This is a genomic window from Ramlibacter sp. bp-362, from assembly GCF_054956735.1.
Window position 1 is genome coordinate 1 of record NZ_JBUDXE010000028.1, and the last position, 25498, is coordinate 25498.

Here is a 25498-nt window from a genome sequence, read left to right on the forward strand (position 1 = left end):
TTCGGATGGGGTGGGGTTGCGTTCGGGTTTGAGCATGGACGTTTGTTTCTCGCACACCACTCCGATGGTGGGCGTGTTTTTTTCTCCCCCCCCCCCCCCCCCCCCCCCCCTCCTCCCCCTCCTCCCTCCCCCCCCCCCCCCCCCCCCCTCCGCGGGGATGACGAAAGATTGGAGGAGTGTTGATGGGCACGATGGAAAGAATCCTGCGCCTGATGGCCGAGAAGAAGGCCTCGGACGTGTACCTGTCGGCCCATGCGCCGGCGATGATCAAGATCAACGGCCAGACGCTGCCGATCAACAACCAGCTGCTGCCGCCCGACGCGACCCGCACCCTGCTGGCCGAGGTGCTGCCGGCCAGCCGCATGGAGGAACTGGACGCGAGCGGCGAGCTCAACATGGCGCACGCCGTGGAAGGCGCCGGCAACTTCCGCTTCTCCGCCATGCGCCAGCGCGGCAGCATCGCCGCGGTGATCCGCTACATCGCCACCGAGATCCCGCCGCTGGCCAGCCTGCAGGTGCCCATGGTGCTGGCCGACCTGATCATGGAGAAGCGCGGCCTGCTGCTGATGGTGGGCGCCACCGGCGCCGGCAAGAGCACCACGCTCGCCGCGATGATCGACCACCGCAACGAGAACATGAGCGGCCACATCCTCACCATCGAGGACCCGGTCGAGTTCATCTTCAAGAACAAGAAGTGCGTGGTGAACCAGCGCGAGGTGGGCAGCGACACGCAGTCGCTGCAGACGGCGCTGAAGAACGCGCTGCGCCAGGCGCCCGACGTGATCCTGATCGGCGAGATCCGCGACCGCGAGACCATGTCCGCCGCCATCGCCTACGCCCAGTCGGGCCACCTGTGCCTGGCGACCATGCACGCCAACAACAGCTACCAGGCCCTCAACCGGATCCTGTCCTTCTACCCGGTGGAAGTGCGCCCGACCATGCTGGGCGACCTGGCCGCGGCGCTGAAGGCCGTCGTCTCCCAGCGCCTGCTGCGCACCGTCAACGGCGGGCGCGCGCCGGCGGTCGAGGTGATGCTCAACACCAAGCTGATCTCCGAGCTGATCGAGAAGGGCGACTTCTCCGGCGTGAAGGAGGCCATGGAGAAGTCCATGGCCGAAGGCTCGCAGACCTTCGAGATGGACATCGCCCGCCTGATCATGGAGGGCACGGTGGACAAGAAGGAAGGCCTGGCCTATGCCGACTCGCCGACCAACCTGCAATGGCGGCTGCAGAACAGCGCGGCCGACCAGGCGGCGGCCGCATCGGGCAACGACGGCGACAGCGAGGCGGACCTGGACGACGAACCGTCGTTCACCGAGATCACGCTGGACGTGAAGCACTGAACCGGGCGCGGATGTCCAAGGTCCTCCACCTCACCGAACAACTGATCGCCCGCCGCTCGGTCACGCCCGAGGACGGGCAGTGCCAGCCGCTGATCGAGGCGCGGCTGAAGCCGCTGGGCTTCGCCTGCGAGACGATCGTCAGCGGGCCGGACGATTTCCGCGTCACCAACTTGTGGGCCAAGCGCCCGGGGCGCAGCGGCCGCACGCTCGTGTTCGCCGGCCACACCGACGTCGTGCCCACCGGCCCGCTGGAACAGTGGACCAGCGACCCGTTCGTGCCCAGCCACCGCGACGGCAACCTGTACGGCCGCGGCGCGGCCGACATGAAGACGTCCATCGCGGCCTTCACCGTCGCGGTGGAGGAATTCCTGGCGGCGCGGCCGCAGCCGGAGATCGGCATCGCCCTCCTGCTCACCAGCGACGAGGAAGGCCCCAGCGTCGACGGCACGGTCGTGGTGTGCGAGCAGCTCGAGAAGCGCGGCGAGAAGCTGGACTTCTGCATCGTCGGCGAGCCGACCTCGGTGGAGCAGCTGGGCGACATGATCAAGAACGGCCGGCGCGGCAGCGTCACGGGCAAGCTCACGGTCAAGGGCATCCAGGCGCACATCGCCTACCCGCAGCTCGGGCTGAACCCGATCCACAAGGCGATGCCGGCCGTCGACGAACTGGTGAAGACCGAGTGGGACCGCGGCAACGAGTTCTTCCCGCCCACCAGCTTCCAGGTCAGCAACATCCACGGCGGCACGGGCGCCGGCAACATCATCCCGAACCGGGTGGTGGTCGACTTCAACTTCCGCTTCGCCAGCGTCAGCACGGCGGAAGACCTGCAGCGGCGCGTGCACGCGATCCTGGACCGCCACGGCCTCGACTACGACCTGCAGTGGACGGTCGGCGGCCAGCCCTTCCTGACCACGCCGGGCGAGCTGGTCGGCGCCGTGCAGGCGGCCATCCGCGACGTGACCGGCCGCACGACCGAGCTCTCCACCACCGGCGGCACCAGCGACGGCCGCTTCATCTCGCGCATCTGCCCGCAGGTGATCGAGTTCGGCCCGATCAACGCCACCATCCACAAGATCGACGAGCACGTGCGCGTGGCGGACCTGGAGCCGCTGAAGGACATCTACCGGCGCGTGCTGGAACACCTGGACCGGCCGTGAAGCTGATCGCGCTGGTCGAGGAGCTGGCGGCCCAGCTCGAGGCGGCCGGCGTGAGCTTCGGGCACGGCACCACGAACGCGTTCGACGAGGCCGTGTGGCTGGTGCTGTGGCACCTGGGCCTGCCGCTGGACGAGCTCGATGCCCATGCCGAGCGCGAAGTCGCCCCGTCCGAGCAGCAGGCCGCGCGCGAGCTGCTGCACGAGCGCATCGCCACCCGCCGGCCCGCCGCCTACCTGACGCGCGAGGCCTGGCTGCAGGGCGTGCCCTTCTACGTGGACGAGCGGGCCATCGTGCCGCGCAGCTTCATCGCGGAGCTGCTCGCCGACGGCAGCATCGACCCCTGGCTGTCGGACCGCACGCGCAAGGTGCTGGACCTGTGCACCGGCAACGGCAGCCTGGCCGTGCTGGCGGCGATGGCGTATCCCGAGGTGGAGGTCGATGCCGCCGACATTTCATCGGACGCGCTGGAGGTCGCCCGCATCAACGTCGACAAGCACGGGCTGCAGGCGCGCATCCGGCTCGTGCAGTCCGACGGCCTGGCCGCCCTGCCCGGGTCCTACGACCTGGTGCTGTGCAATCCGCCGTACGTGAATGCGGCCAGCATGGCGCGGTTGCCGGCGGAGTACCGGGCGGAGCCGGAGCTGGCGTTGGCGGGGGGCGACGACGGCATGGATTTCATCCGGGCGCTGCTGCGCGACCTGCCTTCGCGCATGCATCCCGACGCCGTGCTGGTGCTGGAGATCGGCAACGAGCGCGAGCATTTCGAACGGGCGTTTCCACGGCTGGAAGCTGTGTGGCTGGAGACCAGCGCCGGGGCGGACCAGGTGCTGCTGTTGACCCGAGAGGCCTTGCTCGCCGGTGGTTGACGGTGGGGTTCGCTGCGCTCACCGCCACCCTACGGGTCCGGGATGCGAAGCGTAGGGTGGCGCGGCCACGGCCGCGGGCGGTGAGCGAAGCGAACCCCACCGGCCCACCCCCCTCCCGGATGCGAAAATCGCCCCGGTGATCTCCCTTCGCAACGTCACCTTGCGCCGCGGCGCCAAGGTCCTCCTGGACGGCGTCTCCGTCACCATCAACCCCGGCGAGAAGGTCGGCCTGGTCGGCCGCAACGGCGCCGGCAAGTCGACGCTCTTCGCCCTGCTCAATGGCAGCCTGCACGAGGACGCCGGCGACTTCTCGCGGCCGGCGCAGTGGCAGCTGGCGCAGGTCGCGCAGGACATGCCCGAAACGGACGAGCCGGCCACCGCCTTCGTGCTGGCCGGCGACACGCGCCTGGCCGCCCTGCGCGCGCAGCTGGCGCAGGCCGAAGCCACCGGCGACGGCATCGCCATCGCGCACGTGCATTCGGACCTCGCCGACGCCGGCGCGCACGATGCCGTGCCGCGGGCGCAGTCGCTGATCCTGGGCCTGGGCTTCCGGCCCGACGAACTCGAGCGGCCCGTGGACAGCTTCTCCGGCGGCTGGCGCATGCGCCTGCAGCTGGCCCAGGCGCTGATGTCGCCGTCGGACCTGCTGCTGCTCGACGAACCCACCAACCACCTGGACCTGGACGCGCTGGTCTGGCTGGAAGGCTGGCTGCAGCGCTACGCCGGCACCCTGGTCGTGATCAGCCACGACCGCGAGTTCCTCGACGCGGTGACGAACGTGACGCTGCACATCGAGCACCAGAAGCTCGCGCGCTACGGCGGCAACTACAGCGCCTTCGAGCTGCTGCGGGCGCAGCAGCTGGAGCAGCAGCAGGCGGCGTTCGCGAAGCAGCAGGACAGGATCGCGCACCTGCAGAAGTTCATCGACCGCTTCAAGGCCAAGGCCACCAAGGCGAAGCAGGCGCAAAGCCGCGTGAAGGCGCTGGAACGCATGGAGAAGATCGCGCCGGTGCTGGCCGACGCGGAATTCACCTTCGAGTTCAGGGAGCCGCAGAACCTGCCGAACCCGATGCTGGCGATCCAGGATGCGGCCTTCGGCTACGGCGACAAGGTCATCCTTCGCAACGTCAACCGCTCCGTCCTCGCCGGCCAGCGCATCGGCATCCTGGGCGCGAACGGCCAAGGCAAGTCGACGCTGGTGAAGACCGTCGCCCGCACCCTCCCGCTGCTGGCCGGCCGCATCACGGAGGGCAAGGGCCTGGCCATCGGCTACTTCGCGCAGCAGGAGCTGGACGTGCTGCGCCCGCAGGACACGCCGCTGGAGCACATGGTGCGGCTCGCGCGCGAGCACGCGGCGGCCACCGGCCAGTCCGACCGCGAGCAGGACCTGCGCAACTACCTGGGCCAGTTCCTGTTCACCGGCGACATGGTGCAGCAGGCCGTGGGCACCATGAGCGGCGGCGAGAAGGCGCGGCTGGTGCTGGCCATGATCGTGTGGCAGCGCCCCAACCTCCTTCTCCTGGACGAGCCGACCAACCACCTGGACCTCGCCACGCGCGAGGCGCTCTCGGTGGCGCTGAACGAGTTCGAGGGCACCGTCATGCTGGTGAGCCACGACCGCGCCCTGCTGCGCTCCGTGTGCGACGAGTTCTGGCTGGTCGGCCGCGGCAGCGTGGCGCCCTTCGACGGCGACCTCGACGACTACCAGCGTTACCTGCTGGACGAGGCCCGCCGCCTGCGCGACCCGTCGGCGGCCCCGGCCGGGCGCGCGCAGGAAGCGGCCGAGCCGCGGCTCACGCCGCAGGAGCAGCGCAAGCAGCAGGCGGCGCAGCGGCAGCAGCTGGCCAGCCGGCTGAAGCCGCTGAAGAAGGAGCTGGAGCAGGCGGAACGCCGCATGGCCACGCTGGAAGGCGAGAAGGCGCGACTGGAGGCCCAGCTGGCCACCGTCCTGCCGCCGCCCGAGATCGCCGAGGCGGGCCGGCGGCTCAAGGCCGCCACGGACGAACTCGCCGCCCTGGAGGAACGCTGGCTGGAGCTCTCGGGCGAGATCGAGGCCGCCGAGGCCGGGTCAGTGCCCGGCTGACACGCGATCGCTGGCCCGGCCTATCGGCCGGGCAGCCCGCCTGCGCTGCAATGGTGGCTGCACGACCGCACCACCAGAACGACATGCAGGTTTCCGACATGCTCGGCTACGCCGCGGCCACGCTCACCACGGCCGCCTTCATTCCCCAGGCCTGGCGTACCTGGCGCACCAAGGACGTGAGCGGCATCTCGCTGCGCATGTACACCATCTTCACGGCCGGCATCGCGGTGTGGCTGGCCTACGGCATCGTGCTGGGCGAGACGCCCATGATGGTCGCCAACAGCCTCAGCCTGGTGATGGCCTGCTGCGTGCTGGCGATGAAGCTGCGCTATGGAAAGGCTAGCGCGCGGGCGCGGCCGGCGGAGGCACGGCGCCCGGACGCGTGACGCCGGTCGTGCCGCCGGCCGAGGCGCCCGTCGCCGCTCCGCCCAGCACGCGCGACCCCACCACCTGCCCGGCGCGGTCCAGCGTCAGCTCGATCACGGCGCCGCTGGCATCACGCACCTGGCGCACCACCTGACCCGCCGTGTTGGTGGTCTCGCGCAGCACCGGGAGGTCCAGCGCGCGGCCGACGGTGCGCATGTTCAGCAGGTTGCCGCTCTGGTCCAGGGTGCGCTCGACGATGTTGCCCGCCGTGTCCACGGTCCGGTTGACGGTCTGGCCCAGCGTGTTGACGGTCTGCGAGATCACCCCGCCCGGTTGCAGCGCCGTGTTCGCCACGCCGCCGACCGTGTCGACGGTGTTGTCCACGGACTGCAGCAGCCGGTCCACCAGCTGCGGGTTGTTGTCCAGGGTGGTGAGCGTCTTGTCGATGATCTCGCGCACGTTGTCGAGCCGCACGATCAGCAGCACCGTCGCCTGCACGCCCTTGATGTCCAGGTTGACCTTCTCGATGCCGGCGTCGACGCCGGCCGTGATCTTCACCAGGTTGGCCACGCGCGCGTCCAGCGACACGTGCGCCTGCAGGTTCTGTACCTCCAGCTTGATCTCGTCCACCGACAGGTTGGGGATGTCCAGCAGCACGTCGGGCTGGTCGCCGCCCACCGGGTCCGCCGGGCGGAAGCGGCTCGCGGCCTCGCCCGCCTGGCGGCTCGCGGCGCGCCGTTGCGGCCGGGGGACGTTGCGCTGCACCTGGGTGGTGATGGTCGCGTTGCGGTCGCCGCGCACCGTCGGCGCCGGCGTGGTGCTCGCGGTACCGCTGCTGGTCTGCGCGTGGCCGGTGGCGGCAACCAGCGCGAGGACGGCCGCGGCCAGCAGCCGCGGCGCGAATGCAGGACTCTTCTCCATGGTGTTTCTTCCCTTCTTGTAGGCGGCGATGCCACCGGAGGTGCATTGTTCTTCGCGGCCGAGGGTATATCCTGTCGGACAAGAGCGCATGAGGCAGAACCAGCATGTCCAGCACCGCCGCCCCCGCCGCCACGCAGGAGATCGATGCCCGCGGCATCAGCTCGCCGCTGCACATCCTGCGCGCGCACCGTGCATTGCGCGCGATGCAGCCCGGCCAGGTGCTGAGGGTCCTCACCAATTCCGGACAGACGATCGCCGAGTTCCAGGCGCTCGCGCGCTACATGGTGAACTACGAACTGCTGTCGCAGGAGCAGCGGGGCGACGAGATCGTCCACGTGCTGCACAAGAAGCGCTGAGACCAGCGAAAAGGGCCTGCCGCTCTCGCGAACGGCAGGCCCCGGAAGGCTTGGTAGGACGTGCAGGATTCGAACCTGCGACCAACGGATTAAAAGTCCGCTGCTCTACCAACTGAGCTAACGTCCCAACCGATTGCCGCCGGCCGAAGCCAGCAGCAAAGCCCGCGATTATAGCGTGCCTTTTCCCGCTTTCCGGCCGGTCGCGATGCGATCGAGCACCCAGCCCGCGGCGACCTGGCCGAAGGTGGCCGTGACGCTCACCACCGAACCGTAGCCGTGGCAGTTCAGCGACCCGTCGCCCTCGATCGCGCAGGACGGGTCGGGCGGCGCCACCGCCTCGCGGCTGAAGACGCATGGAACGCCGATGGTCTTGCCCTCCTTGGGCGCGCCGTGGAAACGGCGCAGGCGGTAGCGCAGCTGGGCCAGCAGCGGGTCGTGCGTGGTGCGGGCCAGGTCGTCCAGGTCCACCTGGTGCGCCAGGCGCTTGCCGCCTGCGGCGCCGCAGGCGATGAACAGCGCCCTCTTCTCGCGCGCCCACACGGCCATGGCCGTCTTCGCCTTCAGTTCGTCGCAGGCGTCGATCACCGCGTCCACGCCTTCGGGCAGCAGCATGGGCCAGTTGTCCGGCTCCACGAATTCCTCGACGGTGTTCACGCGGCAGCGCGGATGGATCTGCGCGATGCGTTCCTGCATCGCCAGCACCTTGGCCTGGCCCAGCGTGCCCTCGAGCGCGTGGACCTGGCGGTTGATGTTGGATTCGGCGACGTGGTCCAGGTCGACCAGCGTCAGCGCGCCGACGCCGCTGCGCGCCAGCGCTTCCGCGGCCCAGGAGCCGACGCCGCCGATGCCGACCACGGCGACGTGCGCGCGGCGGATCGCCGCGGCGCCCTCGACGCCGTAGAGCCGCTCCAGGCCGCCGAAGCGGCGCTGCAGGTCCGCCGCCTCGTCCAGGTGCGTCATGCGCCGCCCGCGTGCGGGTGCTTCAGCGCAGGCGCGCGAGCCGCTCCCGCGCGGCGCTGGCCGCCTCGGATTGCGGGTAGGCCTTGACCAGGTCGTCCAGCGTCTTGCGGGCGCTGGCGTTGTCCTTCAGCTCGATCTGGCAGTTGGCGATCGACAGCACGGCCTCGGGCGCGCGCGGATGGTCGGGCGCCTGCTGCAGCAGCGCGCGGAAGTTGGCGATGGCGCCGCGGTAGTCGCGGTTGGCGTACTGGGCATTGCCCAGCCAGAACAGCGCCGTCGGCCGGTAGCCGCTGCCGGGGTAGCGCTTCACGAAGTCGGCGAAGGCAGTCTGCGCGGCGACGAAGTCGCCCCTGCGGAAGGCGCCCAGGGCCGCCTCGAAGTCGCGCTGCTCGGCCGGGTCGGCGCTGAACTCGCGGCCGTCGACGTTCACCTGCACCGGCTCGAACTTGCGCAGGCGCTCGTCCACGCCCTGCGCGATGTCGCGCTGGTTCTTCTGCACGTCGGCCAGGTCGCGGGCCAGCTGCTCGTCGGAGCCGCGCAGCCGCGCGACCTCGCCGCGCAGCTGCTCGATCTGGCTCTGCAGGTCCAGCAGGCTGCGGCGCAGCGTCGCGTTTTCCTCGTTGGCGCGGCGCAGGTCCTCGGCGAGGCCCTGGCGCTGCTGCTCGACGCGCTGGCGCAGCTCCAGGATGGCGCGGCGGGCCTCGTCGTCCTCGAACAGCGCGGCCTGCGCGCCGGTGGTGAACAGCGCCGCGCCGGCGAGCGCCGCGGCCAGTGCGTGACGTTGCAGCTTCATCGGTAGGCGATCTCCGCGCGGCGGTTCTGCGACCAGGCCGATTCGTCGTTGCCGGGCACGGCGGGCTTCTCCTCGCCGAAGCTGACGGCCTCGACCTGCGCATCCTTCACGCCCAGCAGCTCGAGCGCGCGGCGCACGGCTTCGGAGCGGCGCTGGCCCAGGGCCAGGTTGTATTCGCGGCCGCCGCGTTCGTCGGTGTGGCCCTCGATCACGACGTGGCGGCGGTCGTTGGCCTTGAGGAAGCGCGCGTGCTGCTCCAGCAGCGTCTGGAACTCCGGCTTGATCACGTAGCTGTCGTAGTCGAAGTAGATGATGCGCGCCACGTTGACCGGGCCCGCGCGCGAGGCCTCGGCGGTGTCGGCCTGCACCGGCTGCACCTGGCTCTGGCCGCCGCCGCCGGGCAGCGCGCCGGGCTGCGTGGCGGCCGTGCCGGAACGGTCCTCCACCGGGACGTCATCGAGCTTCACGCCGCTGGCGCAGCCGGCCAGCGCAGCCGCGAATGCGACAGCCAGAAACAGACGCTGCTTCATTCCATGGATCTCCTGATAGTTCATCGCTGAAAGGGGCCCCAGTCGGGCTCGCGGATGTCGCCGCCCTTGCCGGGCAGGCGCGCCTTGATCTTGCCGTCGAGGGTGGTGGTCATCAACGCCTCGGCGCCACCCTGGCGCGTGGCGTAGATGATCAGCCGGCCGTTCGGGGCGAAGCTCGGGCTTTCGTCGGCGGTGGTCTCCGTGAGGGACTGCACGTTGCCGGTGGCGAGTTCCATCACCTGCAGCTTGAAGGCGCCGCTGATGCGGGAAATGTAGGCCAGCCACCGTCCGTCGGGACTGAGGGCCGGGGAAATGTTGTAAGACCCTGTAAAGGTCACGCGCTGCGGCGTGCCGCCCGTGGCGGGCATGCGATAGATCTGCGGCGCGCCGCCACGGTCGCTGACGAAGTAGATGCTGCTGCCGTCGGCGGAGTACAGCGGCTCGGTGTCGATGCTGCCGGACTGCGTGAGCCGGTTCGGCTCGCCGCCCGTGGCCGGGATCGTGTACAGCTGCGAGCCGCCGTCGCGCGTGAGCGTCACGGCCAGCGTGCGGCCGTCGGGCGCCCAGGCCGGCGCGCTGTTGGAGCCGCGGAAGTTGGCGATCAGCCGGCGGCGGCCGCTGGCGATGTCGTGCACGTACACCACGGGCTTGCGCGACTCGAAGGACACGTAGGCCAGCTGCCGGCCGTTGGCCGACCAGGCGGGCGAGATGATCGGCTCGGTGCTCGCCAGCGCGGACTGCGCGTTCTCGCCGTCGGCGTCGGCCACCCACAGGTTGTAGCGGGGGCCGGCCTTGGTGACGTAGGCGATGCGCGTGGAGAACACGCCCTTGTCGCCCGTGAGCTTCTCGTAGACCATGTCCGCGATGCGGTGCGCCGCCAGCCGCAGGTCGGCGGCGACCACCACGAAGCCGTCGGCGGCCAGGCTCTGGCCGCGCACGACGTCCCACAGGCGGAAGCGCACGTCCCAGCGGCCGTCGGCCAGGCGGGTCGCGCTGCCCAGCACGAGCGAGTCGGCGGCCTTCTGGCGCCAGGGGCTCAGGTCGGGGCGGCTGGTCTCGTCCAGGCCGGCTGCGCCGCTCGGGTCCACGGCGCGGAACTGGCCGCTGCGTTCCAGGTCGGCCTGCACGATGGCGGCCACCTTCTGGGGCAGTTCGGCCTCGCCGCGGAACGGGGCGATCGCGATCGGCAGTTGCGTGAGGCCGACGCCGGTGACCTCGACGCGGAACTGCGCCAGGGCGGGAAGGGCCGCGAGCGTGCCTCCCGCGGCGAGGAAGGCGCGGCGCCGGAAATGCGTTATCGGATCCATGCTGCTTGGTCTTGCTCCCATCGATTCAGTTCCATCGGGGCGGTCTGAGAAAATCATCGCATGTCCCGACCCACCCTCTCCGTGATCATCGCCGCGCGCAACGAGGCGCACCAGATCGCCGACTGCGTGCGCAGCGCCGCCTTCGCCGACGAGGTCATCGTCCTCGACTCCTCCAGCACGGATGCGACGGCATCGGTGGCGAGCGAAGCGGGGGCGAAGGTGCATGTTACCGACTGGCCGGGCTATGGCAAGCAACAGCAGCGAGGGATTTCACTGGCGACCGGTGACTGGGTCCTCTCGCTGGATGCCGACGAGCGGATCACGGAGGAACTCGCCGCCGAAATCCGCGCCGCCATCGCGCAGCCCGTGGCCGAAGGATACCGCCTGCCGCGCCATTCCAGTTTCTGCGGCCAGTTCATGGACCACGGCGGGTGGCGTCCCGACTACACGCTGCGCCTCGTGCGGCGCGAGCTCGCCGGCTTCACCGAGCACTTCCTGCACGCCCACATGACGGTGCAGGGCCGGCGCGCCGACCTGCGTTCGCCCATTATCCATTACAGCTATCGCGACCTCGACGACGTGCTGGAGAAGCTCAATCGCTATTCGCGCGGCGCCGCCATCGACGCGCGCGACCAGGGCCGGCGTTCTTCCTTCTCGCGCGCGCTCGCGAGCGGCTTCTGGGCGTTCTTCCGCACCTACCTGTTGCGCCAGGGCTTCCGCGACGGGCGCCTGGGATTCGCGCTGGCCGTCTACAACGCGCAGACCACCTATTACAAATATCTTCGCCTGTGGCTGATGGAGCGGCAGGCCTGACCGCCCCCGCCGGGCCCCGCGCGGGCGACCCGGCATAATCCCGCCTTCCCCACTCACTCCCTTCGGAGAGAACCTCGTGATCCGCATCGACATGGGCGTGGTGCGGTGGCTGCTCCCCTTCTTTGCCGGCTCGCGCAAGTTCTGGGTCGGTGCGGTCATCTGCACCGTGATCTCGTCCGCCCTCGAACCCCTGGTTCCCGCGCTGCTGAAGCCGCTCCTCGACGAGGGCTTCCAGCCGGGCGGGCACCTGAACCCGTGGCTGATCCCGGTGGCGCTGATGCTGCTGTTCACCGTGCGCGGCATCACCGGCTTCCTGGCCGACATCGCGCTCGCGCGCATCGCGCAGGACGGCCTGATGAAGCTGCGCACGGCGATGTTCGACCGCCTGCTCGAGGCCCGGCTGTCGCTGTTCGCGCGCGAGAACGCCACCGCCCTGTCCAACACCGTGGTGTTCGAGGTGCAGAGCGGCATGGGCATGCTGGTGGGATCCGTCATCGGCCTGCTGAAGGACAGCGCGACGACCGTCGCCCTGCTGGTCTACCTGATCTACCTGAACTGGCAGCTCACGCTGATCGTGTTCCTGATCGTGCCCGCCGTGGCCTGGATCATCCGCCTCGTGACGCGGCGGCTCTACACGATCGCGCGCAGCGCGCACGCCGCGACCAACGACCTCGCCTACGTGGTGGAGGAGAACGTGCTGGCCGCGCGCGTCGTGCGCCTGCACGGCGCGCAGGCGGCCCAGGCGGAGCGCTTCGACGGCCTCGGGCGCGGCCTGCGGCGGCTGGCGCTCAAGTCCGCGGCGGCGGCGGCGGCGCTCACGCCCATCATGCACCTCGTGTCGGCCGCGTCGCTGTCGGCGGTGATCGTCATCGCGCTGTGGCAAAGCCGCGGCGGCATCTCGGTGGGCACCTTCGCGGCCTTCATCACCGCCATGCTGATGCTGGTGGCTCCCGTCAAGCACCTGTCGCAGGCCGCGGCGCCGATCACGCGCGGCCTGGCCGCGGTGGCGCGGGCGCGCGAGCTGCTGTCCAACGTCGAACCGGAAAGCGGCGGCACGCACGCGCCCGGCCGCGCCCAGGGCCGCATCGAACTGCGCGACGTGCGCGTGCGCTACCGCGAGGACGCGGTGCCCGCCCTCGACGGCGTCAGCCTGTCCATCGCGCCGGGCGAGATCGTCGCCCTGGTCGGGCCCTCGGGGTCCGGCAAGAGCACGCTGGCCAACCTGCTGCCGCGCTTCGTGCTGCCCGATGGCGGCGCCGTTCTGCTGGATGGGGTCGACGTCGCCGAGTGGCAGCTGGACGCGCTGCGCTCGCAGTTCGCGCTGGTGAGCCAGGACGTGGTGATGTTCAACGACACGGTCGCCGCCAACATCGCGCTGGAGAACCCGCCCGATCCCGAGCGGCTGGCGCGCTGCGTGCAGGCGGCCAACCTGCAGGAGATGGTCGACGCGCTGCCCGAAGGGCTGCAGACGGTGACCGGCCACAACGCCACGCAGCTCTCCGGCGGCCAGCGCCAGCGGCTCGCGATCGCGCGGGCGCTCTACAAGGACGCGCCCATCCTGATCCTCGACGAGGCGACCTCGGCCCTGGACACGGTGTCGGAGCGCCTGGTGCAGGAGGCGATGCAGCGCCTGATGGCCGGCCGCACCACGCTGATCATCGCGCACCGCCTGTCGACGGTGGAACACGCGGACCGCATCGTCGTGCTGGAACAGGGGCGGATCCTCGAGAGCGGATCGCACGCGGCGCTGCTGGCGCAGGACGGGCTCTACGCCCGCCTGTACCGCCAGCAGGGAGGCGCGCGTTGAAGCCGCCGCGCATCGCGCTCGTGCGCGGCAGCTGGAACCCCGCCGGCGGCGCCGAACGCTTCGTGCAGCGCATCGCGCAGGCGCTGGCCGGCCGCGGCGTCGAACTGACGATGATCGCGCGCAAGTGGCCGCGCTCGGGCGAGTTCGGGCTGCCCTCCAACGTGCGCTTCATGGAACTGGGCGGCTTCCACGTCGGGCGCCGCTGGCGCGACCAGGCCTTCGGCCGCGCGGTCCGCGAGACCGTGGCGCGCGAGGGCTTCGACCTCGTCCAGTCGCACGAGCGCATCCCCGGGCTGCCGGTGTACCGCGCGGGCGACGGCGTGCACCGCCAGTGGCTGGCGCTGCGGGGCCGCAAGGGCGGCTGGGCGCGGCGCCTCGCGGACGCGCTGAGCCTGCACCACCGGATGCTGCTGCGCACCGAGAAGGAGATGTTCCAGCACCCGGCGCTGCGCTGCATCGTCTGCAATTCGGAGATGGTGCGCGACGAGATCGCGCGCCACTACGGCGTCCCGGCCGACAAGATGGTGGTGATCCGCAACGGCATCGACCTGCAGCGCTTCCGTCCGCCGGAGCCGGCGGAGCGCGCGGCCGCCCGCGCTCGCCTGGGCTGGCCAGACGACCGCACCGTGTTCCTGTTCGTGGGCTCCGGCTTCGAGCGCAAGGGCGTGGAAGGCGCGCTGCGGGCTTTCGCCGCGGGTGGCCTGCGCGACCGCGCGCTGCTGGTCGTCGTCGGGCACGACAAGCACCTGGCCCGCTACGAGAAGCTCGCCGCCAGCATGGGCATCGCCGATGCGGTGCGCTTCGCCGGGCCGCAGAACGACGTGCTGCCCTGGTACCACGGCGCCGACGCCTTCGTGCTGCCGACCCTGTACGACCCGCAATCCAATGCGGTGCTGGAGGCGATGGCCTGCGGCCTGCCGGCCATCACGACGACGGGCTGCGGCGTCGCCGAACTGCTGTCGCCGGAATCGGGCCACGTGGTCGATGCCTTCGACGTGCCCGCCCTCGCCCGCGCCATGACCGACCTGCTGGCGCGCGACCATGCCCGCGCGCTCGGCGCCGCCGCCCGCCGCGCGATGGAGCCCTACGGCATCGATCGCATGACCGACGACTACCTCGCCCTCTACGCCCGCCTGCTGGGCACGCCCTCGCTGCCATGAAGATCCTCCACACCGAATCCTCCGACGGCTGGGGCGGCCAGGAAATGCGCGTCGTCGCCGAGATGCAGGGCCTGCGCGAGCGCGGCCACGTGCTGGAACTGGCCGCGCCGAAGACGGCCCGCATCCACCAGGAGGCCGCGCGCGCGGGCTTCCGCGTGCACGACGTGCCGATCGGGCGCAAGAGCCTGCGCGGCGTGTTCGCGATGCGCGAGCTGCTGCGCAGCGGCGGCTTCGACGTCGTCAACACGCACAGCTCCCACGACGGCTGGATGACGGCGCTGGCCAACGTGATGATCGCGCGGCCGGTGCCGCTGGTGCGCACGCGGCACACCACGGCCGCGGTCTCCCGCAAGGCCACCACCGCCTGGGTCTACAACCGGGCCGCGGCGATCGTCACCACGGGCGAGGTGCTGCGCCGGACGCTCATCGACGTGAACGGGTTCCGCATGCCGATCCGCTCCGTGCCGACCGGCGTCGACCCCGCGCGCTTCTTTCCGGGCGACGCCGCGGCGGCGCGCGCCCAGCTGGGCCTGCCGCAGGTGTTCACGGTGGGCATCGTCGCCGGGGTGCGCAGCTGGAAGGGCCACCGCTTCCTGGTCGAGGCCGTGCAGCAGCTGCACCAGGCCGGCCGCACGCTGCAGCTCCTCATCGTGGGCGAGGGCCCCAAGATGGAAGAGGTGCAGGCGCAGGTGGCGGCCGCGGGGCTGGCGGAGGTCGTGCGCTTCGTCGGCCACGATGCCAACCCCGAGCGCTGGATGCGCGCGATGGACCTGTTCGTGCTGCCCTCGTACGCCAACGAAGGCGTGCCGCAGGCGCTGATGCAGGCCATGCTGTGCGGCCTGCCCAGCGTCACCACGCACGTCGGCTGCATCTCCGACGTCGCGCACGACGGCCGTACGGCGCTGATCGTGCCGCCGCAGGATGCCGGCGCGATCGCAGGTGCGATCGCGCGGCTGATGGACGATCCGGCGGAGCGCGAGCGGCTCGGACAGGCGGCGCGGGAATTCGCGCTGGAGCACTGCACGCTCGCGGTGATGTGCGATGCGATGGAGGAGGTGTTCCGGTCGGTGGTGGCGGGCGGGGAGGCCCTCACCCCGGCCCTCTCCCGCAAGCGGGAGAGGGAGTAAGGGCGGTCAGGCGCCGACGGCGCTGCGGCCTATGCCTTCGTAGGCGAGGCCGGCCCGGCGGACAGCCAGCGGGTCGTAGAGGTTGCGGCCGTCGAAGATCACCTTGGCCTTCAGCTGGCGGGCCAGCTCCTCGAAGTCGGGGCTGCGGAACTCCAGCCATTCGGTGACCACCGCCAGCGCGTCGGCGCCGGCCACCGCGTCCCGGGCGGACGCCACGAACTGCACGCCCTGGCGGCCCTGCAGCGCCCGGCCCGCGGTTTCTGCCGCGGCGGGGTCGTAGGCGCGTACCTTGGCGCCCGCCTGCAGCAGCACGTCGATGATGGCCAGGCTGGAGGCCTCGCGCACGTCGTCGGTGTTGGCCTTGAAGGCCAGGCCCCACATCGCGATGGTGCGGCCCTTCAGGTCGCCGCCGAAGTGGCGCAGGATCTTGTCGGCCAGCAGCCGGCGCTGCCGCGTGTTCACGTTCTGCGCCGCGCGCATCAGTTCGGCCGGCTCGCCCGACTCTTCCGAGGTGTGGATCAGCGCCCGCAGGTCCTTGGGGAAGCAGGAGCCGCCGAAGCCGGCGCCGGCGTAGAGGAAGTGCGGCCCGATGCGCGGGTCGGCGCCGACGCCGCGGCGCACCTGCTCGATGTCCACCTTCAGCCGGTCGGCCAGGTTGGCCAGCTCGTTCATGAAGGAGATCCGCACGGCCAGCATGCAGTTGGACGCGTACTTGGTGAACTCCGCCGAGCGCACGTCCATGAAGAAGATGCGGTCGTGGTTGCGGTTGAAGGGCGCGTACATCTCGCGGAAGGTGTCGCGCGCGGCCGTGTCGCCGGCTTCCAGGCCCACGACGATGCGGTCCGGCCGCATGAAGTCCTCGACCGCCAGGCCTTCCTTCAGGAACTCGGGGTTGGAGGCGATGCTGGCGCGGTGCGCGACGCCGCGCGCGCGCAGTTCCTCCTGCAGCGCCTGCTTCACGCGCTCGCTGGTGCCCACCGGCACCGTGGACTTGACGATCACCAGCGTGTCGCGGTTCATGCGCCGGCCCAGCTCGCGGGCGGCGGCCAGCACATGGCTCAGGTCGGCCGAGCCATCCTCGTCGGAGGGCGTGCCCACGGCGATGAAGACCACGGCCGCGTGCGCGACGGCATCGTCGTAGCTGGTGGAGAAGCGCAGCCGCCCGGCCTCCAGGCCGCGCGCCACGACCGCGTCGAGGCCCGGCTCGTGGATGGGGATCTGGCCCTGCTGGAGGCGGGCGATCTTGCCGGCATCGAGGTCGATGCACAGCACGTGGTTGCCGGTGTCGGCCAGGCAGGCGCCGGTGACGAGGCCCACGTAGCCGGAGCCGATGACGGAAATCTTCATGGGAGGACGTAAGGAGTCAGGCCCGGATTCTACGGGCCCGCCCCGTCACAGCAGGACGATGTCGTACTGCTCCTGGCCCATGGCCGACTCGCTCTGCAGCGAGATCGGCTTGCCGATGAAGTCCGACAGCCCCGCCAGGTGCTGGCTCTCCTCGTCCAGGAACAGCTCGATCACCTTGGGCGCGGCGATCACCCGGTACTCGCGCGGGTTGAACTGGCGCGCCTCGCGCAGGATCTCGCGCAGGATGTCGTAGGCGACCGTGCGCGGCGTGCGCACCGTGCCCTTGCCCTGGCACAAGGGACACGGCTCGCACAGCATGTGCGCGAGCGACTCGCGCGTGCGCTTGCGCGTCATCTCCACCAGGCCCAGCTGCGAGAAGCCGCCGGCCATGGTCTTCACCCGGTCGCGCGCGAGCTGCTTGCGGAACTCGGCCAGCACGGCGTCGCGGTGGTCCTCGCGCTGCATGTCGATGAAGTCCACGATGATGATGCCGCCCAGGTTGCGCAGCCGCAGCTGCCGCGCGATGGCGTGCGCCGCCTCGAGGTTGGTCTTGAAGATCGTGTCGTCGAAGTTGCGCGAGCCGACGTAGCCGCCGGTGTTGACGTCGATCGTGGTCAGCGCCTCGGTCTGGTCCACGATCAGGTAGCCGCCGGACTTCAGGTCCACGCGCCGGCCGAGCGCGCGGGCGATCTCCTCGTCCACCGAGTACAGGTCGAAGATCGGGCGCTCGCCCTTGTACAGCTGCAGCTTGCTGGCCGCGGCCGGCATGAACTCCCGGCCGAATTCCGCGAGCAGCGCGAACTGCTCGCGCGAGTCGATGCGGATGGTCTGCGTCGCCTCGGTCACGAGGTCGCGCAGCACGCGCTGCAGCAGGTTCAGGTCCTGGTGCAGCAGCGAGGTGGGCGGCAGTTTCGTCGCCGACTCGCGGATGCGCGCCCAGGTCTTGCGCAGGTAGGCGATGTCCTCGGCGAGCTCCTCGTCGCTCGCCTCCTCGCCGTTGGTGCGCAGGATGAAGCCGCCGCCGGCCTCGCCCACCAGCTTGTTGAGGCGCCGCCGCAGGGCGTCGCGCTGCTCGGCCGGGATCTTCTGCGAGACGCCCACGTGGTCGTCCTGCGGCAGGAACACAAGCAGCCGGCCGGCGATGCTGATCTGGGTGGACAGGCGCGCGCCCTTGGTGCCGATCGGGTCCTTGATCACCTGCACCATCAGCGACTGGCCCTCGAAGACCTGCTTCTCGATGGGCACCTGCACCTGCGAGTTGCGCGCCAGCGCCGGCGGCTCGCCATCGGGCTGGCGCTGCCAGACGTCGGCCACGTGCAGGAAGGCGGCCCGCTCCAGCCCCATGTCGATGAAGGCCGACTGCATGCCGGGCAGCACCCGGGCCACCTTGCCGAGGTAGATGTTGCCGACCAGCCCGCGCTCGAGCGTGCGCTCCACGTGCAGTTCCTGCACGGCGCCGTTCTCGACGATCGCGACGCGTGTTTCCTGCGGCGACCAGTTGACCAGGATGTCCTGCTGCATGTGTCGCCGGAGGATAACCGACCGCCTCAGATCCGGATGCCGCAGTCCCGCAACAGACCGGCCGTCTCGTGCAGCGGCAGGCCCATGATGCCGGTGTACGAGCCGGCGATGCGCTCGATGTGCGCCGCCGCCCGGCCCTGCACCGCATAGGCGCCGGCCTTGCCCATGGGCTCGCCGCTGGCCACGTAGGCCTGGATCTGCGCCGGCGTCATGGGCGCGAAGCGCACCCGCGAGTCGCTGAGGGCCTCCCGCCGCTTGCGGCCGGACTGCACGGCCACGGCGGTCAGCACCCGGTGCGTGTGCCCGGAGAGCTCGCGCAGCATGCGCACCGCGTCGGCGGCGTCCGCGGGCTTGCCGTAGATCGTGCGGCCCAGGGCGACCGTGGTGTCGGAGCACAGAACGGGCGCCGGCGGCAGGCCGCGGCGGCGCAGGCGCGCCAGCGCGGCATCCAGCTTGAGGCCGGTCACCCGCCGGACATAGGCCGCGGGCGCCTCGCCGGGGCGCACGGCCTCCAGCGCCTCGCTGTCTTCGTCGGCATCGGGCAGCAGCAGCTCGTGGCGCACGCCCAGCTGCTCCAGCAACTGCCGCCGCCGCGGGCTCTGCGAGGCGAGGTAGATGAACTCACTCACGGTGGTAGGGGTGTCCCGCGTTGATCGACCAGGCGCGATAGAGCTGCTCGGCCAGCAGCACGCGCACCATCGCGTGCGGCAGCGTGAGGTCCGACAGGCGGATGCGCTCGTGCGCGCCGTCGCGAAAGGCGGGCTCCAGCCCGTCGGGGCCGCCGATCACCAGCGCCACCGTGTCGTTCTCCAGCGGCCAGGCCTTGAGCTTCGCGGCCAGCGCCACCGTGGTGAGCGCCGTGCCGCGTTCGTCCAGCGCCACGATGCGGGCGCCCTTGGGGATGGCCGCGACGATGCGTTCGCGCTCCGCGGCCAGCAGCGTGGGCAGGGCCTTGGAGGCCCGCGGCTCGGTCTTGACGGCCTTGAGCTCCAGCCGGAGTTCCGGCGGGAAGCGCTTGGCGTAGTCGTCCCAGGCCGTCTGCGCCCAGTCGGGCACCCGCTGGCCGACGGCGACCACCAGCAGGCGCACGCTCAGGCCTTGTGGCCGGTGGACTTCTTCGCCGTGGCGGATTTCGCCGGCAACCGGCGCACGGCGGCCTTGGCGGCCGCGCCCTGCCCCGGCGTCTTGCCGGCGACCCGCTTCTTCGCGGCGACCGGCGCCTTGAGCGCGGCCTGGCCGGCGGCCGTGCGCGCCGTGCTCGTCGCGGCCTTGGCCGGCGTCTTCTTCGCCGCCGTCTTCTTCGCGGCGGCGCTGGCCTCGCGTTCCGCCGTCTTGGCGGCGCTGCTGCGGCGCAGGGACGGATTCGGCGCCTTCTTCGCGGCCGGCGCGGGGGCCTTCACCGGCGCCACCGGCTTGGGCGCGCCGAGGCGCAGCCGGATCGGCTTCTCGCCCCAGATCTCCTCGAGGTGGTAGTACTGGCGGATCGCCGGCTGCATGATGTGCGCGACGGCCGCGCCGCAGTCGACGATGATCCACTCGCCGTTCTCCTCGCCCTCGATGCGCGGCTTGGGGAAGCCGGCCTCGCGCACGGCGTCCACGACGCTGGAGGCCAGCGCCTTAGTCTGCCGGTTCGAGTTGCCGGACGCCACGATCACGCGTTCGAACAGCGGCGAGAGGTGCTCCGTGTTGAACACCTGGATGTCCTGTCCTTTCACGTCCTCGAGGCCATCGACGATGGCCCTCTGGAGTTTCTGCGTGTCCTTCTTGGCGGCGGCTTCTGTCGTCATCAGGTGGGTCGGTAGAGGTGGTGGGATTCAATATAACTGGCAACCGCTGGCCCAACCAGATCGGCGCTGTCCTGCCCCGCTGTCAGCCGGGCTCGGATTCCGGTGGCGCTCTCGGGCATCTGCGGCAGCTGCAGCGCCTCCACGCGCACGCCCGGGAGCGCGCGCAGCGCGGCGACGCCCTCGCCCGTGCCGCGTCCGGCCACGCACAGGATGGCCAGCCGCGCGATCTCCTGCCAGGCGTGCCAGCGGCTGAAGCCGCCGGCCTGGTCCTCGCCCATGAGCAGGAACAGCTGCGCGCCCGGGTGCTCTTCCTGCAGCTCGCGCAGGGTGTCGACGCTGTAGGTGGGGCCGCTGCGCCTGAGCTCGCGGTCGTCGACCTGGACGGCGGGAAGGCCCTCGAAGGCCAGCCGCGCCATGGCGAGGCGGTGCGCCGCGGGCGTGAGCGTGCGGTCCTTGTGCCAGGCGTTCCCCGTGGGGAAGACGTAGAGGCGGTCGAGCGCGAGCTGCCGCACGGCCGCCTGCGCCAGCGCCAGGTGGGCGCGGTGGGGCGGATCGAAGGCGCCGCCGAACATGCCGACGCGCTGCGGGGATCCGCTCAAACCCAGTCCTTCCGCACCAGGAAGCGCTGCAGCAGCTGCTCCTCGCGCGAGCCCGGTTCCGGGCGCTGCTGATAGGCCCAGGAGGCGAGCGGCGGCATGGACATCAGGATGGACTCGGTGCGGCCGCCCGACTGCAGGCCGAAGTGCGTGCCGCGGTCCCACACGAGGTTGAACTCCACGTAGCGGCCGCGGCGCAGCAGCTGCCACTGGCGCTCGCGCTCGCCGTACGGGGTGTCCTTGCGGCGCTGCAGGATCGGCAGGTAGGCGGGCAGGAAGGCGTCGCCCACGGACCGAAGTAGCGCGAAGCTGCGCTCGAAGCCGTCCTCGAAGAAATCGTCGAAGAAGATGCCGCCGATGCCGCGCGGCTCGTCGCGGTGCTTCAGGAAGAAGTAGTCGTCGCACCAGGCCTTGAAGCGCGGGTACTTGTCGGCGCCGAAGGGCTGCAGGCTGTCGCGGCAGGCGGCGTGGAAGTGGACGGCGTCCTCCTCCTCGCCGTAATAGGGCGTGAGGTCCATGCCGCCGCCGAACCAGTAGACCGGCGCGGCGTTCGCCGGCAGCGCGGCCAGCATGCGCACGTTCATGTGCACCGTCGGCGCGTACGGGTTGCGCGGGTGGAACACAAGCGAGACGCCCATGGCCTCGAAGGAGGCGCCCACGAGTTCCGGCCGGTGCTGCGTCGCCGAGGGCGGCAGCCTGGGCCCGGTGACCTGCGAGAAGGCGCAGCCGGCGCGCTCGAACACGGCGCCGTCCTCCAGGATCATGGTGACGCCTTCGCCCTGCAGCGGCTCGCCCGGGTCCTTGCGCCAGGCGTCGGCGCGGAAGGGCTGGCCGTCGATGGCGCCGCAGGCCGTCGTGATGCGCTGCTGCAGGCCCGTGAGCCAGTCCCGCACCGAGGCGATGCCCTGCTCCACGTCAGCCCTTGATGGCGCGGTGGCCGATGTCGCGGCGGTACTGCGCGCCCTCGAAGCGGATCCCGCGCAGGACGTCGTAGGCGTGCTGCTGCGCCGCCTTCACGGTGTCGGCCAGGGCCGTCACGCACAGCACGCGGCCGCCCGAGGTGACCGTATGGCCTTCCTGGGCCGCCGTGCCGGCGTGGAACACGACGGCGTCCTCCCTGTCCTTGGGCAGCCCGTGGATCACGTCGCCCTTGCGCGGGTCCAGCGGGTAGCCGGCGGCGGCCATGACGATGCCCAGCGCCGTGCGCCGGTCCCATTGCAGTTCCACCTGGTCGAGCGTGCCGGAGGTCGCGGCCATCAGCACGTCGAACAGGTCGGACTTCAGCCGCATCATGATCGGCTGCGTCTCCGGGTCACCGAGGCGGCAGTTGAATTCCAGCGTCTTCGGCTGCCCCTTGGCGTCGATCATCAGGCCCGCGTAGAGGAAGCCGGTGTACGGCAGGCCATCCTTCTCCATGCCCTTGATCGTGGGCAGGATGATCTCGCGCATGGCCCGCGCATGCACGGCCGGCGTGACCACCGGGGCCGGCGAATACGCGCCCATGCCGCCCGTGTTGGGACCCTGGTCGCCGTCCTGCAGGCGCTTGTGGTCCTGGCTCGTCGCGAGCGGCAGCACGTTGCGGCCGTCGCACAGGACGATGAAGCTGGCCTCCTCGCCCTGCAGGAACTCCTCGATCACCACGCGCGCGCCACCGGCGTTGTGGGCCACGCCCAGCTTGTCGTCCAGCAGCATGAAGTCGATCGCGGCGTGCGCCTCGGCGGCCGTCATCGCCACCACCACGCCCTTGCCGGCGGCGAGGCCGTCGGCCTTGACGACGATGGGCGCGCCCTTGCGGTCCACGTAGGCGTGGGCCTGGGCGGCATCGGTGAAGGCCTCGTATTCGGCCGTCGGGATCTTGTGCCTGGCCATGAAGGCCTTGGCGAAGGCCTTGGAGCTCTCCAGCTGGGCGGCCGCCTGCGTGGGCCCGAAGATGCGCAGGCCGTGCGCGCGGAACTCGTCTACCACGCCGGCGGCCAGCGGCGCCTCGGGCCCCACCACCGTCAGCGCGATCTTCTGCTTGAGGGCCCAGTCGCGCAGCTGGCGCACGTCCGTGATCGGCACGTTCTCCAGGCGCGGGTCGAGCGCCGTGCCGCCGTTGCCCGGCGCCACGTAGACCGCCTGCACCTTGGGGGACTGCGCCAGCTTCCAGGCCAGCGCGTGCTCGCGGCCGCCGCCGCCGATGACCAGGACTTTCACTCGTCGATCTCGGCGTTGTGGTACACGGCCTGTACGTCGTCGAGGTCTTCCAGCATGTCGACGATCTTCTGCATGCGGGCGGCGTCCTCGCCGGTGAGCTCGATGGTGTTCTCCGGCCGCATCGTCACCTCGGCCAGCTCGGGCTTCAGGCCGGCGGCTTCCAGCGCGTTCTTGACGGCCTCGAAGTCGCCGGGCGCCGTCAGCACCTCGATCGCGCCGTCGTCGCCGGTGATCACGTCCTCGGCGCCGGCTTCCAGGGCGACTTCCATCACCTTGTCCTCGCTGGTGCCGGGGGCCAGGATCAGCTGGCCGCAGTGCTTGAACTGGAAGGCCACCGAGCCTTCCGTGCCCATGTTGCCGCCGTACTTGCTGAAGACGTGGCGCACCTCGGCCACGGTGCGGACCTTGTTGTCCGTCATGGTGTCCACGATGATCGCGGCGCCGCCGATCCCGTAGCCCTCGTAGCGGATCTCCTCGTAGCTGACACCCTCGAGGTTGCCGGTGGCCTTGTCGATGTTGCGCTTGATCGTGTCGGCCGGCATGTTGGCCGCCTTGGCCTTGTCGACCGCGAGGCGCAGGCGCGGGTTGGCCGAGAGGTCGCCCCCGCCCTGGCGGGCCGCGACCATGATTTCACGGATCACCCGCGTCCAGACCTTGCCCCGCTTCTCGTCCTGGCGCCCCTTGCGGTGCTGGATGTTCGCCCATTTGCTGTGACCGGCCACGAATGCTTCCTTGCTCTTGTGCTGTTGTACTCTATGCAGGACCCGCATTCTACTTTTCGCACCATGGCCGAACCGCTGCTGATCGCCCAGAACGGCGCCACCGAGGCGCAACTGTTACCAGGGCTGGCCAACCGCCACGGCCTGGTCACCGGGGCGACAGGCACGGGCAAGACGGTCACCCTGCAGAAACTGGCCGAGGGCTTCAGCCGCATCGGGGTGCCGGTGTTCCTGGCCGACGTGAAGGGCGACCTGACGGGCATCAGCCAGCCCGGCCGGCTGGAAGGCAAGCTGGCCGAGGCGGTCAAGGAGCGCGGCCTGCCGCCGCCGGAGCCCTTCGCCTGCCCGACCACGCTGTGGGACGTCTTCGGCGAGCAAGGCCACCCGGTGCGTGCCACGATCACCGACATGGGGCCGCTGCTGCTGGCCCGCATGCTCAACCTCAACGACACGCAGGCGGGCGTGCTGCAGATCGTCTTCAAGATCGCGGATGCCAACGGCCTGCTCCTGCTGGACCTGAAGGACCTGCGGGCGATGCTCCAGTACGTGGGCGAGAACGCGAAGCAGTTCACCACGGAGTACGGCAACATCAGCGCCGCCAGCGTGGGCGCGATCCAGCGCGGCCTGCTGCAGGTGGAGGCGCAGGGCGGCGACCGCTTCTTCGGCGAGCCGATGCTGGACATCGCCGACTTCCTGCAGACCGACGCGGCGGGCCACGGCCTCGTCAACATCCTGGCGGCCGACAAGCTGCTGAACGCCCCGCGGCTGTACGCGACCTTCCTGCTGTGGATGCTCTCGGAGCTGTTCGAGACCCTGCCGGAGGTCGGCGACCCCGAGAAGCCCAGGCTGGTGTTCTTCTTCGACGAGGCGCACCTGCTGTTCGACGAGGCGCCCAAGGTGCTGGTCGAGCGCATCGAGCTGGTGGTGCGGCTGGTGCGCTCCAAGGGCGTGGGCGTCTATTTCGTGACGCAGAACCCGCTGGACATCCCCGACGCCGTGCTGGCCCAGCTGGGCAATCGCGTCCAGCACGCCCTGCGCGCCTTCACGCCGCGCGACCAGAAGGCGGTGAAGGCCACGGCCGAGACCATGCGGCCGAAGCCGGGGCTGGACATCGCCGCGGCGATCACCGAGCTGGCGGTCGGCGAGGCGCTGGTGAGTTTCCTCGACGCCAAGGGGCGGCCCAGCGTGACGGAACGGCTGTACGTGATCCCGCCGGGCAGCCGGATCGGTCCGATCACGCCCGAGCAGCGGAAAGCCTTGATCGCCGGGTCGCTGGTGGCCGGGGTGTACGAGAAGACCGAGGACCGGGAGTCGGCGTACGAGAAGCTCAAGGGGCGGGCCGCGGAAGCCGCGGCCGCGGGCGCGGCGGGGGCCACGGGCGGGGTCGGCGGCGCGACGACGGCGAACGGCGGCGCGCTTGGCGGCTTGTCGGACGTGTTGTTCGGGTCGACCGGGCCGCGTGGGGGCAAGCGTGAAGGCTTGGTGGAGAGTTTCGCGAAGTCGGCGATCCGGACGATCGGCAGTTCGGTGGGGCGGGAGATCGCGCGGGGGGTGTTGGGGAGCATTCTTGGGGGGAAGAGACGGTAGGGGTGCGGGCGGGGCGGGCGGTGGGGTTCGCGTTGCTCACCTTCCGCGGCCTGCGGCCGCGCCACCCTACGAAATGCACTGAGGGTGTCAGAAATTCCGTGTGTGAGGCATAACATGTCGACAAGGAGCATGAGTGCCACGCAAGACAAAGGCCGC

Annotated in this window: 25 protein-coding genes and 1 tRNA gene; 11 read left to right on the plus strand and 15 right to left on the minus strand. The window is 70.8% G+C overall.

All coding sequences use genetic code 11. The annotated features are described in order from the left end of the window. Positions 1-182: 182 nt before the first annotated feature. The 5 genes from ACY0MJ_RS21870 (at position 183) to ACY0MJ_RS21890 (ending at position 5835) form a co-directional block, all read left to right on the plus strand. Positions 183-1343: a PilT/PilU family type 4a pilus ATPase gene (locus ACY0MJ_RS21870; RefSeq protein WP_462640675.1), complete on the plus strand. Its 1161-nt coding sequence runs from the start codon at positions 183-185 to the stop codon at positions 1341-1343. 11 nt (positions 1344-1354) lie between these two features. Beyond that, entirely contained in the window at positions 1355-2500 is a 1146-nt protein-coding gene (gene dapE / locus ACY0MJ_RS21875; protein ID WP_462640676.1) for a succinyl-diaminopimelate desuccinylase, read from the plus strand. After that, positions 2497-3366, plus strand: a complete 870-nt coding sequence (gene prmB / locus ACY0MJ_RS21880) for a 50S ribosomal protein L3 N(5)-glutamine methyltransferase (protein WP_462640677.1) — start codon at positions 2497-2499, stop codon at positions 3364-3366. The genes dapE and prmB overlap by 4 nt, the downstream gene beginning before the upstream one ends. 136 nt (positions 3367-3502) lie before the next feature. After that, positions 3503-5449 carry an ABC-F family ATP-binding cassette domain-containing protein gene (locus tag ACY0MJ_RS21885; protein ID WP_462640678.1) on the plus strand — a complete coding sequence of 649 codons (1947 nt, stop codon included), beginning with the start codon at positions 3503-3505 and terminating at the stop codon, positions 5447-5449. 83 nt (positions 5450-5532) lie between these two features. Continuing rightward, positions 5533-5835 (plus strand): SemiSWEET transporter, encoded by a 303-nt coding sequence (locus ACY0MJ_RS21890; protein WP_462640679.1) that lies wholly within the window; start codon positions 5533-5535, stop codon positions 5833-5835. On the opposite strand, the gene ACY0MJ_RS21895 is transcribed toward ACY0MJ_RS21890, so the two are convergent. Continuing rightward, a complete protein-coding gene (locus ACY0MJ_RS21895) occupies positions 5789-6736 on the minus strand; it encodes a hypothetical protein (protein WP_462640680.1) in 948 nt (315 codons plus the stop codon). The two genes, ACY0MJ_RS21890 and ACY0MJ_RS21895, sit on opposite strands and share 47 nt — an antisense overlap. A gap of 104 nt (positions 6737-6840) precedes the next feature. Between ACY0MJ_RS21895 and ACY0MJ_RS21900 the strand changes: the two genes are divergently transcribed. After that, positions 6841-7092, plus strand: coding sequence for a sulfurtransferase TusA family protein (locus ACY0MJ_RS21900; RefSeq protein WP_462640681.1), 252 nt, complete (start codon positions 6841-6843; stop codon positions 7090-7092). 51 nt (positions 7093-7143) lie between these two features. Here ACY0MJ_RS21900 and ACY0MJ_RS21905 read toward each other — a convergent pair. The 5 genes from ACY0MJ_RS21905 to tolB all read right to left on the minus strand — a co-directional run bounded on the left by ACY0MJ_RS21905 (position 7144) and on the right by tolB (position 10682). Then, positions 7144-7219: transfer RNA gene (locus tag ACY0MJ_RS21905), tRNA-Lys, on the minus strand. A gap of 41 nt (positions 7220-7260) precedes the next feature. Further along, positions 7261-8052 carry a tRNA threonylcarbamoyladenosine dehydratase gene (locus ACY0MJ_RS21910; RefSeq protein ID WP_462640682.1) on the minus strand — a complete coding sequence of 264 codons (792 nt, stop codon included), beginning with the start codon at positions 8050-8052 and terminating at the stop codon, positions 7261-7263. A gap of 22 nt (positions 8053-8074) precedes the next feature. Next, complete coding sequence (ybgF, locus tag ACY0MJ_RS21915; protein WP_462640683.1) at positions 8075-8845, minus strand: tol-pal system protein YbgF; 771 nt, start codon at positions 8843-8845, stop codon at positions 8075-8077. Next, entirely contained in the window at positions 8842-9375 is a 534-nt protein-coding gene (gene pal / locus ACY0MJ_RS21920) for a peptidoglycan-associated lipoprotein Pal (protein ID WP_462640684.1), read from the minus strand. The genes ybgF and pal overlap by 4 nt, the downstream gene beginning before the upstream one ends. Positions 9376-9395: 20 nt before the next feature. Next, a complete protein-coding gene (gene tolB / locus ACY0MJ_RS21925) occupies positions 9396-10682 on the minus strand; it encodes a Tol-Pal system beta propeller repeat protein TolB (RefSeq protein WP_462640685.1) in 1287 nt (428 codons plus the stop codon). Positions 10683-10742: 60 nt separating this feature from the next. Here tolB and ACY0MJ_RS21930 point away from each other — a divergent pair, with 60 nt between their 5' ends. The 4 genes from ACY0MJ_RS21930 (at position 10743) to ACY0MJ_RS21945 (ending at position 15589) form a co-directional block, all read left to right on the plus strand. Further along, positions 10743-11495, plus strand: coding sequence for a glycosyltransferase family 2 protein (locus ACY0MJ_RS21930; RefSeq protein WP_462640686.1), 753 nt, complete (start codon positions 10743-10745; stop codon positions 11493-11495). Between the two features lie 76 nt (positions 11496-11571). Then, positions 11572-13302: a lipid A export permease/ATP-binding protein MsbA gene (msbA, locus tag ACY0MJ_RS21935; RefSeq protein ID WP_462640687.1), complete on the plus strand. Its 1731-nt coding sequence runs from the start codon at positions 11572-11574 to the stop codon at positions 13300-13302. Then, positions 13299-14462, plus strand: coding sequence for a glycosyltransferase family 4 protein (locus ACY0MJ_RS21940; RefSeq protein ID WP_462640688.1), 1164 nt, complete (start codon positions 13299-13301; stop codon positions 14460-14462). Before msbA ends, ACY0MJ_RS21940 begins: the two co-directional genes overlap by 4 nt. Further along, positions 14459-15589: a glycosyltransferase family 4 protein gene (locus ACY0MJ_RS21945; RefSeq protein WP_462640689.1), complete on the plus strand. Its 1131-nt coding sequence runs from the start codon at positions 14459-14461 to the stop codon at positions 15587-15589. Before ACY0MJ_RS21940 ends, ACY0MJ_RS21945 begins: the two co-directional genes overlap by 4 nt. Before the next feature lie 6 nt (positions 15590-15595). Here the strand turns inward: ACY0MJ_RS21945 and ACY0MJ_RS21950 are convergent, their stop codons facing one another. Genes ACY0MJ_RS21950 through ACY0MJ_RS21990 form a run of 9 tightly spaced genes read right to left on the minus strand, consistent with a single transcriptional unit; the run spans position 15596 to position 23758 of the window. Continuing rightward, complete coding sequence (locus ACY0MJ_RS21950) at positions 15596-16936, minus strand: UDP-glucose dehydrogenase family protein (protein ID WP_462640690.1); 1341 nt, start codon at positions 16934-16936, stop codon at positions 15596-15598. Positions 16937-16981: 45 nt separating this feature from the next. Further along, positions 16982-18457 carry a ribonuclease G gene (gene rng / locus ACY0MJ_RS21955; protein ID WP_462640691.1) on the minus strand — a complete coding sequence of 492 codons (1476 nt, stop codon included), beginning with the start codon at positions 18455-18457 and terminating at the stop codon, positions 16982-16984. Positions 18458-18483: 26 nt separating this feature from the next. Then, a complete protein-coding gene (locus ACY0MJ_RS21960) occupies positions 18484-19086 on the minus strand; it encodes a Maf family protein (RefSeq protein WP_462640692.1) in 603 nt (200 codons plus the stop codon). Then, entirely contained in the window at positions 19079-19546 is a 468-nt protein-coding gene (gene rlmH / locus ACY0MJ_RS21965) for a 23S rRNA (pseudouridine(1915)-N(3))-methyltransferase RlmH (RefSeq protein WP_462640693.1), read from the minus strand. The genes ACY0MJ_RS21960 and rlmH overlap by 8 nt, the downstream gene beginning before the upstream one ends. A gap of 2 nt (positions 19547-19548) precedes the next feature. Next, on the minus strand, positions 19549-20244 hold the full coding sequence (gene rsfS / locus ACY0MJ_RS21970) for a ribosome silencing factor (RefSeq protein ID WP_462640694.1): 696 nt from the start codon (positions 20242-20244) through the stop codon (positions 19549-19551). After that, positions 20244-20843, minus strand: a complete 600-nt coding sequence (nadD, locus tag ACY0MJ_RS21975; RefSeq protein WP_462640695.1) for a nicotinate (nicotinamide) nucleotide adenylyltransferase — start codon at positions 20841-20843, stop codon at positions 20244-20246. The genes rsfS and nadD overlap by 1 nt, the downstream gene beginning before the upstream one ends. Further along, complete coding sequence (gene hemF, locus ACY0MJ_RS21980) at positions 20840-21754, minus strand: oxygen-dependent coproporphyrinogen oxidase (protein WP_462640696.1); 915 nt, start codon at positions 21752-21754, stop codon at positions 20840-20842. The genes nadD and hemF overlap by 4 nt, the downstream gene beginning before the upstream one ends. A gap of 1 nt (position 21755) precedes the next feature. After that, positions 21756-23036, minus strand: coding sequence for a phosphoribosylamine--glycine ligase (gene purD, locus ACY0MJ_RS21985; protein WP_462640697.1), 1281 nt, complete (start codon positions 23034-23036; stop codon positions 21756-21758). After that, the gene (locus ACY0MJ_RS21990) at positions 23033-23758 is read right to left on the minus strand and encodes a YebC/PmpR family DNA-binding transcriptional regulator (protein ID WP_462640698.1); all 726 of its coding nucleotides are present in this window, start codon (positions 23756-23758) and stop codon (positions 23033-23035) included. Before ACY0MJ_RS21990 ends, purD begins: the two co-directional genes overlap by 4 nt. A 63-nt stretch (positions 23759-23821) precedes the next feature. On the opposite strand from ACY0MJ_RS21990, the gene ACY0MJ_RS21995 reads away from it, so the two are divergent. After that, a complete protein-coding gene (locus tag ACY0MJ_RS21995) occupies positions 23822-25342 on the plus strand; it encodes a helicase HerA-like domain-containing protein (protein ID WP_462640699.1) in 1521 nt (506 codons plus the stop codon). Positions 25343-25498 lie beyond the last annotated feature (156 nt).

Excerpts from the sequence above, each read along its gene's own strand:
- ACY0MJ_RS21870 (WP_462640675.1), top strand. The coding sequence starts at position 183 with ATGGGCACGATGGAAAGAATCCTGCGCCTGATGGCCGAGAAGAAGGCC.
- dapE (WP_462640676.1), top strand. The coding sequence starts at position 1,355 with ATGTCCAAGGTCCTCCACCTCACCGAACAACTGATCGCCCGCCGCTCG.
- ACY0MJ_RS21890 (WP_462640679.1), top strand. The coding sequence starts at position 5,533 with ATGCAGGTTTCCGACATGCTCGGCTACGCCGCGGCCACGCTCACCACG.
- ACY0MJ_RS21895 (WP_462640680.1), bottom strand. The coding sequence starts at position 6,736 with ATGGAGAAGAGTCCTGCATTCGCGCCGCGGCTGCTGGCCGCGGCCGTC.
- ACY0MJ_RS21900 (WP_462640681.1), top strand. The coding sequence starts at position 6,841 with ATGTCCAGCACCGCCGCCCCCGCCGCCACGCAGGAGATCGATGCCCGC.
- ACY0MJ_RS21910 (WP_462640682.1), bottom strand. The coding sequence starts at position 8,052 with ATGACGCACCTGGACGAGGCGGCGGACCTGCAGCGCCGCTTCGGCGGC.
- ybgF (WP_462640683.1), bottom strand. The coding sequence starts at position 8,845 with ATGAAGCTGCAACGTCACGCACTGGCCGCGGCGCTCGCCGGCGCGGCG.
- pal (WP_462640684.1), bottom strand. The coding sequence starts at position 9,375 with ATGAAGCAGCGTCTGTTTCTGGCTGTCGCATTCGCGGCTGCGCTGGCC.
- tolB (WP_462640685.1), bottom strand. The coding sequence starts at position 10,682 with ATGGATCCGATAACGCATTTCCGGCGCCGCGCCTTCCTCGCCGCGGGA.
- ACY0MJ_RS21930 (WP_462640686.1), top strand. The coding sequence starts at position 10,743 with ATGTCCCGACCCACCCTCTCCGTGATCATCGCCGCGCGCAACGAGGCG.
- ACY0MJ_RS21945 (WP_462640689.1), top strand. The coding sequence starts at position 14,459 with ATGAAGATCCTCCACACCGAATCCTCCGACGGCTGGGGCGGCCAGGAA.
- ACY0MJ_RS21950 (WP_462640690.1), bottom strand. The coding sequence starts at position 16,936 with ATGAAGATTTCCGTCATCGGCTCCGGCTACGTGGGCCTCGTCACCGGC.
- rng (WP_462640691.1), bottom strand. The coding sequence starts at position 18,457 with ATGCAGCAGGACATCCTGGTCAACTGGTCGCCGCAGGAAACACGCGTC.
- rsfS (WP_462640694.1), bottom strand. The coding sequence starts at position 20,244 with ATGACGACAGAAGCCGCCGCCAAGAAGGACACGCAGAAACTCCAGAGG.
- ACY0MJ_RS21995 (WP_462640699.1), top strand. The coding sequence starts at position 23,822 with ATGGCCGAACCGCTGCTGATCGCCCAGAACGGCGCCACCGAGGCGCAA.